This window comes from Stenotrophomonas sp. STEN033 (assembly GCF_056856655.1).
Genome location: NZ_JBXFWM010000062.1, coordinates 1 through 12,631, shown reverse-complemented (window position 1 = coordinate 12,631; position 12,631 = coordinate 1). Strand labels below are relative to the sequence as shown.

At 64.3% G+C, this 12,631-nt stretch carries 15 protein-coding genes; 8 read left to right on the top strand and 7 right to left on the bottom strand.

Annotated features, from left to right (window positions below; translation table 11 throughout):
- Positions 1-162 precede the first annotated feature (162 nt).
- The 3 genes from AC1VXC_RS16960 to AC1VXC_RS16950 are packed head-to-tail and all read left to right on the top strand — an operon-like array spanning position 163 to position 2,467.
- Complete coding sequence (locus tag AC1VXC_RS16960; protein ID WP_481539553.1) at positions 163-477, top strand: iron uptake protein; 315 nt, start codon at positions 163-165, stop codon at positions 475-477.
- Positions 478-489: 12 nt separating this feature from the next.
- Positions 490-2,151, top strand: a complete 1,662-nt coding sequence (locus tag AC1VXC_RS16955; RefSeq protein WP_481539552.1) for a PepSY-associated TM helix domain-containing protein — start codon at positions 490-492, stop codon at positions 2,149-2,151.
- Positions 2,144-2,467, top strand: coding sequence for a DUF3325 domain-containing protein (locus AC1VXC_RS16950; RefSeq protein WP_481539551.1), 324 nt, complete (start codon positions 2,144-2,146; stop codon positions 2,465-2,467). Before AC1VXC_RS16955 ends, AC1VXC_RS16950 begins: the two co-directional genes overlap by 8 nt.
- Before the next feature lie 38 nt (positions 2,468-2,505).
- Here AC1VXC_RS16950 and AC1VXC_RS16945 read toward each other — a convergent pair whose 3' ends face one another.
- Positions 2,506-3,402, bottom strand: a complete 897-nt coding sequence (locus AC1VXC_RS16945; protein ID WP_481539550.1) for a LysR substrate-binding domain-containing protein — start codon at positions 3,400-3,402, stop codon at positions 2,506-2,508.
- Between the two features lie 98 nt (positions 3,403-3,500).
- On the opposite strand from AC1VXC_RS16945, the gene AC1VXC_RS16940 reads away from it, so the two are divergent.
- Complete coding sequence (locus AC1VXC_RS16940; protein ID WP_313174308.1) at positions 3,501-3,710, top strand: hypothetical protein; 210 nt, start codon at positions 3,501-3,503, stop codon at positions 3,708-3,710.
- 84 nt (positions 3,711-3,794) lie between these two features.
- Positions 3,795-4,118 carry a hypothetical protein gene (locus AC1VXC_RS16935; protein ID WP_481539549.1) on the top strand — a complete coding sequence of 108 codons (324 nt, stop codon included), beginning with the start codon at positions 3,795-3,797 and terminating at the stop codon, positions 4,116-4,118.
- 275 nt (positions 4,119-4,393) lie between these two features.
- Here AC1VXC_RS16935 and AC1VXC_RS16930 read toward each other — a convergent pair whose 3' ends face one another.
- Entirely contained in the window at positions 4,394-5,104 is a 711-nt protein-coding gene (locus AC1VXC_RS16930; RefSeq protein ID WP_313174310.1) for a YceI family protein, read from the bottom strand.
- Between the two features lie 90 nt (positions 5,105-5,194).
- Complete coding sequence (locus AC1VXC_RS16925) at positions 5,195-5,785, bottom strand: malonic semialdehyde reductase (protein WP_282272292.1); 591 nt, start codon at positions 5,783-5,785, stop codon at positions 5,195-5,197.
- Positions 5,786-5,916: 131 nt separating this feature from the next.
- On the opposite strand from AC1VXC_RS16925, the gene AC1VXC_RS16920 reads away from it, so the two are divergent.
- Both AC1VXC_RS16920 and AC1VXC_RS16915 read left to right on the top strand, forming a co-directional pair.
- Complete coding sequence (locus AC1VXC_RS16920; RefSeq protein WP_481539548.1) at positions 5,917-6,888, top strand: mitochondrial fission ELM1 family protein; 972 nt, start codon at positions 5,917-5,919, stop codon at positions 6,886-6,888.
- 487 nt (positions 6,889-7,375) lie between these two features.
- On the top strand, positions 7,376-7,861 hold the full coding sequence (locus AC1VXC_RS16915) for a YajQ family cyclic di-GMP-binding protein (protein WP_293705345.1): 486 nt from the start codon (positions 7,376-7,378) through the stop codon (positions 7,859-7,861).
- A 21-nt stretch (positions 7,862-7,882) separates the two neighbouring features.
- On the opposite strand, the gene AC1VXC_RS16910 is transcribed toward AC1VXC_RS16915, so the two are convergent.
- The 4 genes from AC1VXC_RS16910 to AC1VXC_RS16895 form a co-directional block, all read right to left on the bottom strand.
- Positions 7,883-8,977 (bottom strand): helix-turn-helix domain-containing protein, encoded by a 1,095-nt coding sequence (locus AC1VXC_RS16910; protein ID WP_481539547.1) that lies wholly within the window; start codon positions 8,975-8,977, stop codon positions 7,883-7,885.
- A gap of 92 nt (positions 8,978-9,069) precedes the next feature.
- On the bottom strand, positions 9,070-9,711 hold the full coding sequence (locus AC1VXC_RS16905) for a zinc-binding dehydrogenase (protein WP_481539546.1): 642 nt from the start codon (positions 9,709-9,711) through the stop codon (positions 9,070-9,072).
- Positions 9,712-9,801: 90 nt separating this feature from the next.
- Complete coding sequence (locus AC1VXC_RS16900; RefSeq protein ID WP_481539545.1) at positions 9,802-10,194, bottom strand: alcohol dehydrogenase catalytic domain-containing protein; 393 nt, start codon at positions 10,192-10,194, stop codon at positions 9,802-9,804.
- 13 nt (positions 10,195-10,207) lie between these two features.
- Positions 10,208-11,671 (bottom strand): benzaldehyde dehydrogenase, encoded by a 1,464-nt coding sequence (locus AC1VXC_RS16895; protein ID WP_481539544.1) that lies wholly within the window; start codon positions 11,669-11,671, stop codon positions 10,208-10,210.
- A 237-nt stretch (positions 11,672-11,908) separates the two neighbouring features.
- Between AC1VXC_RS16895 and AC1VXC_RS16890 the strand changes: the two genes are divergently transcribed.
- The gene (locus AC1VXC_RS16890) at positions 11,909-12,472 is read left to right on the top strand and encodes a DUF1415 domain-containing protein (protein WP_481539543.1); all 564 of its coding nucleotides are present in this window, start codon (positions 11,909-11,911) and stop codon (positions 12,470-12,472) included.
- Positions 12,473-12,631 lie beyond the last annotated feature (159 nt).

Below are 12,631 nucleotides of genomic sequence, written 5' to 3'. Positions count from 1 at the left end.
ATCCCCTCTCCCCTTGCGGGAGAGGGTGCCCCGAAGGGGCGGGAGAGGGGTAGCACTTCACTGCCAACCTTACCCCCTTCCCTGACCCTCGCCCTCTCCCCACCCCCTCTCCCGCAGGGGGAGGGGCTTCAAGCAACGCTTCACCCGAACCGACACGACACCATGTCCCAATCAACCACCATCGCCACGCCCTCCCGCTCACGACGCCAGATCGTGCTGCACGTGCTGGCCGCAATGTTCGGCGGCTACGTCTTTGCCTGGGGCACGGTGGCGTTGGCGACCTGCCTGTTGTTCGCGGCCAAGCTCGACTTCCACGATGCAGAGTTCCTCGGTGCCTTCATCGGCCTGCTCGTCTACGTGACGGTGCTCCTGTGGAGCATCGCGACCCAGCGCCTGCTGCGCGTCTGGATCGTCCTGTTCGGCGGCGGACTGTTGATGGCGGGCGCTGCATCGCTGGTCCAATCCCTGCTCGCATGACCGGAGAAGTCCATGTTCAATAGTTTCCGGCAAGCAATGGCGTGGCTGCATACCTGGTTCGGCCTGGTGCTGGGCTTCGTGCTGATGGCGGCGTTCTTCTTTGGCGCGCTGTCCGTCTTCGACCGCGAAATCGATCGTTGGGCGATTCCCGCCACCCGCATCGAAGCGCAACCGATGCCGTCCTTCGAGAAGATCCTGCGGCCTGCCTTCGAGCGCATGCAGCCGACCAAGGAGGCCATCGATGCGATGCGCCCACGTGTCAACGGGCCGATGCCCACGCACTTCGACAAGGTCGCCAGCTGGAGTGCCTACACCACCCACCGCGACCCGGTGCTGGCCCTGTATGCGGGCTACCAGGTGCCCAATGCAAAGGACCCGGAAGAACTGATCTGGGCCTATACCACCATCGATCCGCGCGATGGCAGCGTGCTTCCCGACGACCATTTGAAGATCGGCAGCGGCTTCTTCTTTCCGCTGCACTACGGCCTGACCCTGGACTGGAAAAACCTGGGCATCTGGATCGTTGGCTTCTCCGCGTTGGTGATGCTGGCCGCGTTGATCAGTGGCGTGGTGATGCACCGGAAAATCTTCCGCGAATTCTTCACGTTCCGCCCGGGCAAGGCCAGGCTGCGCAGCGTGCTGGACCTGCACAACCTCACCGGCGTGGTTGCGCTGCCGTTCCACTTCTTCTTCGCACTGACCGGCCTGCTGATCTTTGCCGGCACCTACTATTTCCCGGTCGGGCACACCCAGCTGCATGATCTGCACGACCTGCACGAACGGATGGAAGCGCAGGAAACCGGACTGCCGCATCAGCGCGCAGGCGTTGCCGCTGGGCTGGCTTCGGTGGATGCGATGGTCGCGCAGGCGCAGCGGCGCTGGGAGGCCAATGACAAGGCTGGCGATGTCGGTTTCCTGGTGCTGCAGCATGTTGGCGATGCCAACGGCTACGTCAGCGTCTACCGCGCCGGCACCGACCGCATCGCATTGGTAGGCGATGGCATCCACTTCAAATCCTCTGACGGCAAGCTGATCCGCGAAGATCCGGCCGCCACGCCGGTGGCACGCATGGCCGAGTTCCTCACCGGCCTGCACCTGCAGCACTTCCGCCATTGGCTGCTGCGTTGGCTGTACGTATTCGGCGGCCTTGCCGGTGCGGTGTGCATTGCCACCGGCTTCATCTTCTTCGTCGAAAAACGCAAGCGTCAGCACGCCCTGCAGGGCAGCCAAGGTGCACGCATCGTGGATGCGCTGGCCGTGACCACGGTGACCGGCATGGTTCTGGCCACGCTGGGCATCCTGATCGCCAACCGCCTGCTGCCCGAGGCCCTGCCCGGCCGTGGCGACTGGGAGCGCTATGCGTTCTGGGCGGTGTGGGCGTTGGCGCTCGTGCATGCGGGTGTGCGCGGTGCACCGGTGGCACGCGGCCTGGCCAACCCGGCGTGGCGCGAACAGACCTGGGCCATCGCGGTGATGGCAGTCGCAGCCGTCGCCTTGAACTGGATCACCACCGGCGACCATCTGCTGCGCACACTGGCGCGCGGCTATTGGCCGGTGGCGGGTATCGATCTGTTCCTGCTCGGCAGTGCGTGCGTGGCCATGATCGCTGCCCGCAAGCTCGGCCAGCACGCGCATGCCAAACAGGCCGCGCAGCGGGAGAACGCCCATGCATGAGTCGCTGTCTGCCAACCTGATGCTGGCCGCCGCACTGCTGAGCAGCCTTGCCGGCATGGCATGGCTGGCATTGTCGATGCAGGTACATGCGCTGCAGGTGTGGCAACGCCAGCCATCGCCGACCACCCTGCGCTTGCTGCGCATCCTCGGCAGCTTCAGCGTCTGCGTTGCATTGGTGCTGTGCCTGGCGGTGGATCACGCCACGATGGCGGTGCTGGTCTGGGTAATGGCCTTGAGCGCTGCAGCAATGTTGGTGGCGTTTATGCTGTCTTCGCAGCCGCAGCGTTTGCGCGTGTTTGCGCCTTGGATCAGGTAACAACGCAGTCGGCAGGCAATGCATGCTGACTGCCAAGCTCAGCGCTGTTCGCCCATGTGTTCACGATACGTGGCAGCTTCCGCGTGCAGCCATTCGCGGAATGCCAGGAAGCCGCGATGACTGGTCGAACGCTCCGGGTAGACCAACCAGTGCGACCATGCTGTCTTGAGCCGCTGATCGGACAGTAACTGCAACTGGCCTGACTGCAGCAACAACTGCGCGCGCGTCACCCGCCCGAGCGCCACGCCCACGCCTTCCAATGCCGCACGGTGGTGCGATTCGGAGTCATCGAAGATCGCAACGTAGCGCTTGGGCGCTTCCGCGTCGGTCAAGGCGAACCAGCGATCCCACTCGCCATCCGGGTCACCCAGGAGCGGCCACTCCGACAGTGGTTTCGCACCGATGCCGCCCATGCGTTCAACCAGCGCCGGGCTGGCCATCGGCACCAGCCATTCATCGATCAGGGGCTCGGCGATCACGCCCGGCCAACGACCATCGCCGATACGCATCGCCCCATCAAACTGCAGTTGCCGTTCGAAATCGACCAGCAGTTGGTTGGACTGCAGGTTGATCTCGATCTGCGGATGCGCCGCCACGAAACGACCCAGACGCGGCACCAGCCATGCCGATGCCATCGTCGGCACCGCGCTGATCGACAACACGCAATCGCGGCGCGCCTGGAACGGGCGGAAGACCTCGTTGATCGCATCCAGGTGCGGGCCAATCTGGTCCAGCAGACGTCGCCCTTCCTGCGTCGGTGCCACGCCCCGTGCCTGCCGCAGCAGCAGCGGATAGCCGAGCCGCTGCTCCAACTGGCGCATCTGGTGGCTCAAGGCACTGACGGTGACGTTCATCGCCTCGGCAGCACGCGACATGTTGCCCATGCGTGCGGCAAGCACGAAACCCTGCAGGAATTGGAGTGGCGGCCTGGACATAAGATTTGAGTTTTACTCAACACTTGATTGAAGGATGCTCGCTTTTCCTGACTATAGCCCGGGACTAACCTCGAATCCTCTCAACAAGGAGTAGGGAAATGAGCGTCTATACCGACCTGCTGTTCATGCAAGGACATATCGTCAATGTCGAGCTGGCGAGGCAGTTGGCGGGCGAAGACGGCACAGCCGCCGCAGCCGAGGGCGCAAGCGACGTCGGCAGGACGCGCAGGGATGAGCGCAGTCATGAACCCGTAGACGCCCCGGCGCGCGCGATGTCCCTGCCAACGGGCGCCTGCTCGAATCGTTGAAGCCTGCCCGTTCCGATCCGTGTGCAGCAGCGCAGGCCCGCCTCTCCGTCATCAACCCCGCCGCTACTTGGTATGGTTCGACAGATGAAAACCCACCACTGGCGCGGCCGAGCGGCCGCCTTGCTCACCACCGTCGTGATCCTGTGCATCGTCTCCAACCCGGAACTGGCTACGTTGGTGCCTGTGCTGGATGCATTGGGGCTGGACGTGCTGCTCGCGCTTTTCTCCGCACAGCTGATGGTGATCTTTTCGGATGTGCTGCTGCCATATGCGCGGCATTTTCATCAGCGCTGGGGCAGGCTCGCGTTGAAGCCGGTTGGTGATGTGCTGCTGTGTGCAGCAGGTGGCTATCTGCGGCAGTTGGTGGGGCATGTGCGGCTTGCAGGGATGCCAGCGCGGCTTGGTTGAGCCGTCGTTTGTGGGAGCGGCGTAAGCCGCGAAGCTGACGGTATTGAAGCCATCCGCATTTTTGCCAACTGATGATGTATCGGCTTCGCGGCTTACGCCGTTCCTACAAAGGCAAGGAAGCCATGTTGCTGCTTGTGGCTTGCTTGACGCGCTTTCGCCTACCCTCACCCCAACCCCTCTCCCTGAGGGAGAGGGGCTTCAGGGCTTAACGACAAAGGCCCGCCAATGGCGGGCCTTTGCGTTTGCTGCGAACTGCGAAGAAACCGCTGGCGCGATTACTTGGCGGCAGCTTCCTCTGCCTTCGGGATCGAGGCTTCGGTGGTGATGCGGACCTTGACGTCATCGCTGACGGCCGGGGCGTAGGCGCCCACGCCGAAATCGCTGCGCTTGAGGGTGGTGGTGGCATCGAAGCCGACCGACGGCACCTTGGCCATCGGGTGCTCGCCGGCACCGTTGACGGTCACGTCCAGCACCACCGGCTTGGTGATGCCCTTGACAGTCAGGTCACCGGTCACGGTCAGCTTGTTGGTGCCGGCGGCTTCCACCTTGGTGCTCTTGAAGGTAGCGGTCGGGAACTTGGCGGCGTCGAAGAAATCGGCGCTGCGCAGGTGCTCGTCGAACTTGGCAGTGAAGCTGTTCAAGCCGGACAGCGGCAGGGTCACTTCCACGCTGGACTTGCCCACGTCAGCGGCGTCGTACACCAGGGTGCCGTCAGCGTTGCCGAAATGCGCGCTCGGGTTGGAGAAGCCCATGTGGCTCCACTGCACCAGCACGTCGGTGTGGGTCGGGTCGAGCTTGTAGGTGCCGGCGGCGATCTGGATCGCAGCAGCTTCCGGGGCAGCCGGGGCAGCAGCAGCGGCATCGGCCGGCGCAGCGGCGGTTTCGGCCGGGGCGGCAGCCGGGGCAGCGGTGTCAGCCGGCTTGGAGCAGGCGGTGATGGCGGCGGCCAGGGCCAGCGGGAGCAGCAACTTGGTCATAGCGGACATGGATCTCTCCTTGGAGGTGATAGACGGGATAATTCTGGACAAGCAAGGCGTCAGCCAACGTGACGGACGCCGCGTGGAACACTTCAACAATCAGGCAATACGCGCGGCTTCGTCGAACGAAAGCCGCGGCAGGCGCGGGAAGATGCCGGACGGGTCGCCATAGCCCAGATTGACGAGGAAATTGGACTTGATGGCGGTGCCGGCAAAAAACGCTTCATCCACCTTGGCCGGGTCGAAGCCCGACATCGGGCCTGCATCCAATCCCAGCGCGCGCGCGGCGAGGATCAGATAGGCCCCCTGCAGGCTGCCGTTGCGGAACGCAGCCTCGTGGCGGCCTTCGCGCGGGCCATCAAACCAGGCCTTGGCGTCGGTGTGCGGGAACAGGTACGGCAGCTTCTCGTGGAAATCCAGGTCAAAACCAATGATCGCGGTGACCGGTGCAGCCAGGGTCTTGGCCAGGTTGCCCTCGGACAGGGCCGGGGCCAGCTTCTGCTTGGCTTCGGCCGATTTGACGAACACGAAGCGGGCTGGACTGGCGTTGGCGGAGGTGGGGGCCCACTTCAGCAGGTCATACAGGGCGCGCAGCTGGCTATCCTCGACCGGACGGTCCTGGAACGTGTTCTGGGTGCGGGCGGTGCGGAACAGCTGGTCAAGCGCGGCATCGTTGAAGATGTCGGACATGGAAACTCCGTGATGAATTGGCTACGGTCGTGACATTGGACCGGTCAGGCCGGGACAATGGCACACCGATCAGAGGTCGCAGTGTAGAGCCCTCTGGCTGTTGCAACACCCAGCCTTATTGAAACGAATTAATGCCATACGCGAAACGATCGACGCTCCCCTGGACGATCACCGACGGCCGCGCAGGCAACGTGCGCCAGGCGGTGGCACTGGCGTCCGCGCTGGCGCTGGGCGGCCAGCAGCGTCTGCAGCTGCTGCCACGGGCGCCGTGGCGCTGGCTGTCGCCGCGGCTGCTGCCGGGTGCCACACAGGGCTTTGGATCGCAGTTTGCGCAGCTGGCCGGCAACCCGCCAGCGCTGGCGATTGGCTGCGGCCGGCAGGCGGCGGGCGCATTGCGGGTACTCGGCCAACGCGGTAGCCGCACCGTACAGATCCTCGACCCACGTATTCCGCCGCGCCACTGGGACCTGCTGGTGGTGCCCGAGCACGACCGCCTGCGCGCGGGCAATGTGCTGACCCTGTTGGGCAGCCTCAACCCGGTCAGCGATGACTGGCTGGCCTGGGGCCGGGCCGCCTTCTCCAGCTTCGAGCAACTGCCGGGGCCACGCACCGCCTTGCTGGTGGGCGGCCCCACCGATCATGCACCGTGGCAGGACGACGACATCCAGCCGCTGTTCCAGCAACTGGCTGCCCGCATCCGCGCCGACGGCGGCAGCGTGCTGGCCACCACCTCGCGGCGCACCCCGCGGGCGGTGACGGCCGCCCTGCTGCGCGCCTTCGACGACGTGCCGGGGGTCATATGGGCCGACGGCGGTGATGGCTCCAATCCCTATGCCGGCCTGCTGGGCTGGGCCGACCGCATCGTCTGCACGCCGGACTCGGTCAACCTGCTGTCGGAAGCCTGCGCTACCCGCGTGCCGGTTGGCGTGCTGTTGGGTACGCGTGCGCAGGAGCGGATGGCGCGCTTCCAGCAGGCGTTGCGGGAGCGTGGGCGGTTGCTGGATGGGCTGGCCGCGTTTGATGTTGATTTGGGCATGGCGGTTGAACCCTTGCGCGAGACCACCCGCATTGCGGCTGAGGTGAAGTTGCGCTTGGGGTTGTGAGCGGCTCTGACTCTGCCTCTGACCTTCGCCCCTGGCTGGTCATTCCCGCGAAGGCGGGAATCGCTTTTGGCTCTGGCTCCTGGCTGTGGCGGCGGCCTTCGCCCCTGGCTCGTCTTTCCCGCGAAGGCGGGAATCGCTCTTGGCTCTGGCTCCTGGCTGTGGCAGTGGCCTTCGCCCCTGGATCGTCATTCCCGCGAAGGCGGGAATCGCTTTTGGCTCTGGCTTCGATTCCTCCGTACGAAAGAGGAACCAAAGCACAGCAAATACAGGAGCAAGAGCAGGAGCGATTCCCGCCTTCGCGGGAATGACGGGCTTGAAAAGCAAAAGAAACGGCAACAGCAACAACACAAGCCAAGACAGAAGCAACGGCAGAAGCCAAGGCAGAAGCACCGCCGACGCCTATCGGCATCGGCACCGTCCGTCTTCCACCATCCCCTCCCCGCCAATCGCCTAGAATGGCCGCTGTTTTCTGATTGGAGCAGGCCCCATGCCTTCTTTTGACGTCGTATCCGAAGTTGACAAGCACGAGCTGACCAACGCCATCGACCAGGCCAACCGCGAGCTGTCCACCCGCTTCGATTTCAAGGGCGTGGCCGCAAGCTTTGAGCAGGATGGCGAGAAGTTGATCAAGCTCACCGCCCCCACCGATTTCCAGCTCAAGCAGATGTCGGACATCCTCAAGCAGCGCCTGGCCGCGCGTAACATCGACTTCCGTTGCATGGAATTCGGCGACATCGAGACCAACCTGGGTGGCGCGCGCCAGCAGGTGACGGTCAAGCAGGGTATCGAGCAGAAGCTGGCCAAGCAGATCGCCGCCAAGATCAAGGAATCCAAGATCAAGGTCGACACCCAGATCAACGGCGACAAGCTGCGCGTCAACGGCAAGAAGCGTGATGACCTGCAGGAAGTGATGGCGCTGCTGAAGAAGGGCGACTTCGAACAGCCGCTGCAGTTCGACAACTTCCGCGACTGATGTGAACCCGTTGCAGCAGGCTCAACCGGCCTGCTGCAGCTTCCGGTACAGGGTGGTGCGCGAAATACCCAGCTGACGTGCCGCGGCGCTGAGATTGCCGGCATGCGCCGCCACCGCCTCGCGCACCGCCTGTGCGCCCTGGCTACGTAGCGAACCCGTCGCTGCCACCGCAACCGCCTGGGTACTGGCACGCGCGCGCACCGGTCCGCGCAGGTACTGCACCTGCAAGGCGCTGTCTGCACGCAGTGGCACCCGATGTACCGGCCCGGCCTGCAGCAGGCGGCGACGTTGGTGCGTGCTGGCTTCGGCAAACATTGCGTCCAATGTCATCAACGGCAGGACACCACCACGCGGAAGGCCGAGAAGGCGCCGCGCCACGCTGTTTGCGGCACGCAGCTGGCCGTCTTCGCCCACCGCCAGCACGCCCTGTAGCGGCGTGCCCAGCCAACGCGCGTCGTGCTGCACGGCCAGTAGATGGCAGTCACGCTGCTGCTGGATCAACTGGTTCTCTATCGACAACGCGGCCTGGCGGAAGTAGCCGCGCAGCAACTCGCTGTCACGCTCGCCGATGCCGGTGATATCCAGTGCGCCCAGTACTTCACCATCGGCGCCGTGCAGGGGCACGCTCAGGCAATAGACCTGCGAGAACTCATCAAGGTAATGCTCGTTGCCGCGTACCAGGGCCGGCGCATCCTCGGCCAGTGCGCAGGACGGCGCGGTGGTGCCGATCTCGATCTCACGCACGCGCCGCCCTAGCTGGATCGGCCGCAGTATCGCCTCATCGCCCAGGCCGTGTTCGCGTTGGGCGATGATCAGACCGTCGCGATTGACGCAGAACAGGGTCCAACGGCGGCCACCGAACGCCGCCCATAGGTCATCCATGTCCTGGCGCACGCACCGCGCCAACAAACGATCCACCGGATCGTCCAGACGCAGCTTGCGTTGCACCAACGAAGAATACTGTGGCGCCTGCTGCGGACGCACGCCCGCTTGCCGCGAGCGCTCCCAGGAACGCAGCACGGCCGGTGCCAGCAGTTGCGCAGGCAGGCTGCCGCCTTCCGCGAAGCGCTGTCGCGCTGCTGCCAGGCGTTGCTGCTGCATGAGCGTGGTGGCCATGGGCGTCCTCCAGACAACTGCACCCAGCCTACACCTCGCTCGCTGACTGAATTGCCATCGCGGACCCGTTCGGCCCGCGATGGTTTGTTCCATCAACCGATCTTGAGGATGGGCTTCAAAGTAATGCCCTTGGTGCTGTCCTCGGCTGCCTGGTTGATCTGCTCCAACGGATAGAACTTCACCAGCTTGTCGAACGGGAAGCGGCCCTGCTGGTACAGCTGTACCAGCTGTGGGATGAATACCTTGGGCACGCTGTCGCCTTCGACGATGCCGCGGATGCTGCGCCCGCCCAGCAGCAGGTTGTTGACATCGAACTCGGCCTTGGTGCCCAGCTTGGGTGCACCCACCACGCCGATCATGCCCAACCCGCCCAGCGCTTCGATGCCCTGCGCCAACACCTCCGGGCGACCGGTGGATTCCAGCGCGAAGTCAGCACCGCCGTCGGTGATGGCACGCACCGCCTCGATCACATCCACCTCGCGGCTGTTGATCGTATGGGTGGCACCCAGTTCCTTGGCCAGCTCCAGCCGCGACGGCACCACGTCGATGGCGATGATGGTGGTGGCACCGGCCACACGCGCAGCCATCACCGCACTCAAGCCAACCGCACCCGCACCATAGGACGCAAAGCTGCTGCCAGCGCCGACCTTGAGCGAGTTGATCACCGCACCGGCACCGGTCTGGATGCCACAGCCCAACGGGCCGAGCAGCTCCAACGGCGCATCGACCGGCACCTTGATCGCATTGTTCTCGCGGCTCAGCGCGTAGGTTGCGAACGAGGACTGGGCGAAGAAATGATCGTGCAGCGGCTGGCCGTGCGGGTCCTAGATGGCGGTGCTGCCGTCCAGTTCACCACCGCCGAAGTTCAGCCCGTAGAAATCCTTGCAGTACGCACCATGACCGCCACTGCAGGGGTTGCAATGCCCGCAGGCACCGTAGGTGAGCACTACATGGTCGCCGACCTTCAGATCCTTGACACCCGGGCCCAGCGCTTCGATCACGCCCGCACCTTCATGGCCAAGTACTGCCGGCAACGGCACCGGGTAGTACTGGTCGCGCACGATCAGGTCGGTATGGCACAGGCCGGTCGCAACGACACGCACCAGCACCTCGTCATCCTTGGGACCGCGGATGCGCGCCTTCTCGATGGTGAACGGCTTTTCCTTCTCGCGCACCACCGCCACGGTGATGTCACGCAGTTCTGCAGATGCACTCATGGGTTTCTCCTGTTCAGAGTGGATAGGCCGGGGCTTCGCCCTTGATGGTCAGCCACTGCCATTGGGTGAACTCTTCGATGTTGGCCGGGCCGCCGATGCTGCTGCCATTGCCGGAGGCACCGACACCGCCAAACGGATTGACGACCTCGTCATTCACGGTCTGGTCGTTGATATGCAGGATGCCGGTGTGCAGTTGTTCGCCCAGCTTCAGGGCACGGCCAACATTGCTGGAGACGATGGCCATCGACAGGCCGTACTCGGTGTCGTTGGCCAACGCTGCGGCGTCTTCATCGCTGTCGAACGGCACCACCACCGCCACCGGTGCGAAGATCTCCTCACGGAAAGCAGGATTGGTCTTGTCCACGCCACTGAGCACGGTCGGCTCGAAGAACAGATCCTGATAGGTGCCGCCGGTTTCCAGTGCCGCCCCGGCCGCTGCCGCCTCGGCCACAACGCGCGCGGCATGGTCACGCTGCTGTGCGTTGATCAAGGGGCCCAGCGCGACATCGGCAAGCGCCGGATCACCGACGGTCAGTGATTGCGCTTTGGCGATGAGCTTTTCCAGGAACTGCGCATAGATGCCACGTTGAACCAGCACGCGACCGGTGGCCATGCAGATCTGGCCCTGGTGCAGGTAGACGCCCCAGGCGGTATTGGCGATGGCCAGGTCGATGTCGGCATCGTCGAGCACGATCAGCGCATTTTTGCCGCCGAGTTCCAGCGACACTTTCTTCAGATGCCGGCCAGCTGCTTCACCTACCTTGCGGCCGGCAGCGGTGGAGCCGGTGAACTGGATCATGGCGATATTCGGATCACTGGTCAGCGCCGCACCCGCTGCGCCGTCGCCCGGCAACACATGCAACACACCCGCCGGCAATCCGGCCAGTTCAAACAGGCGCGCAATCACCAAGCCACCGCAGACCGCCGTACGCGGATCCGGCTTGAGCACCACCGCATTGCCCAGCGCCAGCGCCGGCGCAACGGCACGCATCGCCAGGTACAAGGGGAAGTTGAACGGCGAGATCACTCCGACCACACCCAGCGGTCGACGTCGCGCCAGATTCAACCGACCCGACGCCGACGGCAGGATCTCGCCAACGCTGCGCGAAGGCAGCGCGACGGCCTCGTGCAGGGCCGTGGTGCTTACCTTGTTCTCGAAGCCGGCTTTGAGCCTGGTCGAACCGGACTCACGCACCAGCCAGTCGATGATCTCGGCCGCGTGTTCATCGGCCAGCTGCGCGGCGCGACGCAGCACCTGCGCGCGGGTTTCATAAGGCGCGTTGGCCCAGTCGCGCTGTGCCTTGGCGGCGGCTGCGGCCGAGCGCGCGATCTGCGCCGGGTCGGCCATCGCAATGCTGCCCAGCACCTTGCCGGTGGCCGGCTCGATCACATCCTGCTGGCTGCTGCCGGCCTGCCATTGACCATCAAACTGCTTGCCTGCCCATAGCGCGGGGGGAAGAAATACCTGTTCTGCCATTGCCTGTACTCCTGGCGGGGTCTGTGCCGACATTGAATACCTGCGCCCGGCAGCTGCCTATTAGCCGCCGGCGAGATCCTTGCAAGCCGCTGAAAGCATGGGGATTTCAACAATGCATGCTGTCCAGTTTGTGGACAGTGAACGTCACCGCGATGACACCAGCACGGCAGCCGACGTGGTTGGCCACTACAATCGCCTGCCCTGCCAGCCCAAGCTCCCGCCATGAACGAACCAGCCATGAACGAAGAAGCCACCATCGATCCCATCGCCGTCACCCGCAACTGGGTGGAGAAGGCCGTGATCGGATTGAACCTGTGCCCGTTCGCCAAGGCCGTCTACGTCAAGCAGCAGGTGCGTTTCGTGCTGAGCGATGCGAGCACGCCCGAGGCGCTGCTGGAGCAGCTGGCCGAGGAGCTGGTGTTGTTGCGCGACACCCCGGCCGAGCAGATCGACACCACGCTGATCATCCATCCGGACGTGCTGGAAGATTTCCTGGACTACAACGACTTCCTAGAGAACGCGGACGCGGCGGTGGAAGCACTGGATCTGCAGGGCATCCTGCAGGTGGCCAGTTTCCACCCGCAGTACCAGTTCGCCGGTGCTGCTGCCGATGACGTGAGCAACTACACCAACCGCTCGCCCTACCCGACCCTGCACCTGCTGCGCGAAGACAGCGTGGAGCGCGCGGTGGCCGCTTTCCCCGACCCGGATGTGATTGTCGAGCGCAACATCGCCACGCTGGACAAGCTGGGCGTGGAAGGCTGGCATCGGGTGCTGGGCGGCGGTGAAGGCAACGCCTGAGAGATGCACCTGTAGTGCCGAGCCATGCTCGGCAGAGGCGTTACCGGTAATGTCCAATGTAGTGCCGAGCCATGCTCGGCAGGGGCGTTACCGGTAATGTCCAATGTAGTGCCGAGCCATGCTCGGCAGGGGCGTTACCGGTAATATCCAATGTAGTGC

Excerpts from the sequence above, each read along its gene's own strand:
- AC1VXC_RS16960 (WP_481539553.1), top strand. The coding sequence starts at position 163 with ATGTCCCAATCAACCACCATCGCCACGCCCTCCCGCTCACGACGCCAG.
- AC1VXC_RS16955 (WP_481539552.1), top strand. The coding sequence starts at position 490 with ATGTTCAATAGTTTCCGGCAAGCAATGGCGTGGCTGCATACCTGGTTC.
- AC1VXC_RS16950 (WP_481539551.1), top strand. The coding sequence starts at position 2,144 with ATGCATGAGTCGCTGTCTGCCAACCTGATGCTGGCCGCCGCACTGCTG.
- AC1VXC_RS16945 (WP_481539550.1), bottom strand. The coding sequence starts at position 3,402 with ATGTCCAGGCCGCCACTCCAATTCCTGCAGGGTTTCGTGCTTGCCGCA.
- AC1VXC_RS16940 (WP_313174308.1), top strand. The coding sequence starts at position 3,501 with ATGAGCGTCTATACCGACCTGCTGTTCATGCAAGGACATATCGTCAAT.
- AC1VXC_RS16935 (WP_481539549.1), top strand. The coding sequence starts at position 3,795 with ATGAAAACCCACCACTGGCGCGGCCGAGCGGCCGCCTTGCTCACCACC.
- AC1VXC_RS16930 (WP_313174310.1), bottom strand. The coding sequence starts at position 5,104 with ATGTCCGCTATGACCAAGTTGCTGCTCCCGCTGGCCCTGGCCGCCGCC.
- AC1VXC_RS16925 (WP_282272292.1), bottom strand. The coding sequence starts at position 5,785 with ATGTCCGACATCTTCAACGATGCCGCGCTTGACCAGCTGTTCCGCACC.
- AC1VXC_RS16920 (WP_481539548.1), top strand. The coding sequence starts at position 5,917 with ATGCCATACGCGAAACGATCGACGCTCCCCTGGACGATCACCGACGGC.
- AC1VXC_RS16915 (WP_293705345.1), top strand. The coding sequence starts at position 7,376 with ATGCCTTCTTTTGACGTCGTATCCGAAGTTGACAAGCACGAGCTGACC.
- AC1VXC_RS16910 (WP_481539547.1), bottom strand. The coding sequence starts at position 8,977 with ATGGCCACCACGCTCATGCAGCAGCAACGCCTGGCAGCAGCGCGACAG.
- AC1VXC_RS16900 (WP_481539545.1), bottom strand. The coding sequence starts at position 10,194 with ATGAGTGCATCTGCAGAACTGCGTGACATCACCGTGGCGGTGGTGCGC.
- AC1VXC_RS16895 (WP_481539544.1), bottom strand. The coding sequence starts at position 11,671 with ATGGCAGAACAGGTATTTCTTCCCCCCGCGCTATGGGCAGGCAAGCAG.
- AC1VXC_RS16890 (WP_481539543.1), top strand. The coding sequence starts at position 11,909 with ATGAACGAAGAAGCCACCATCGATCCCATCGCCGTCACCCGCAACTGG.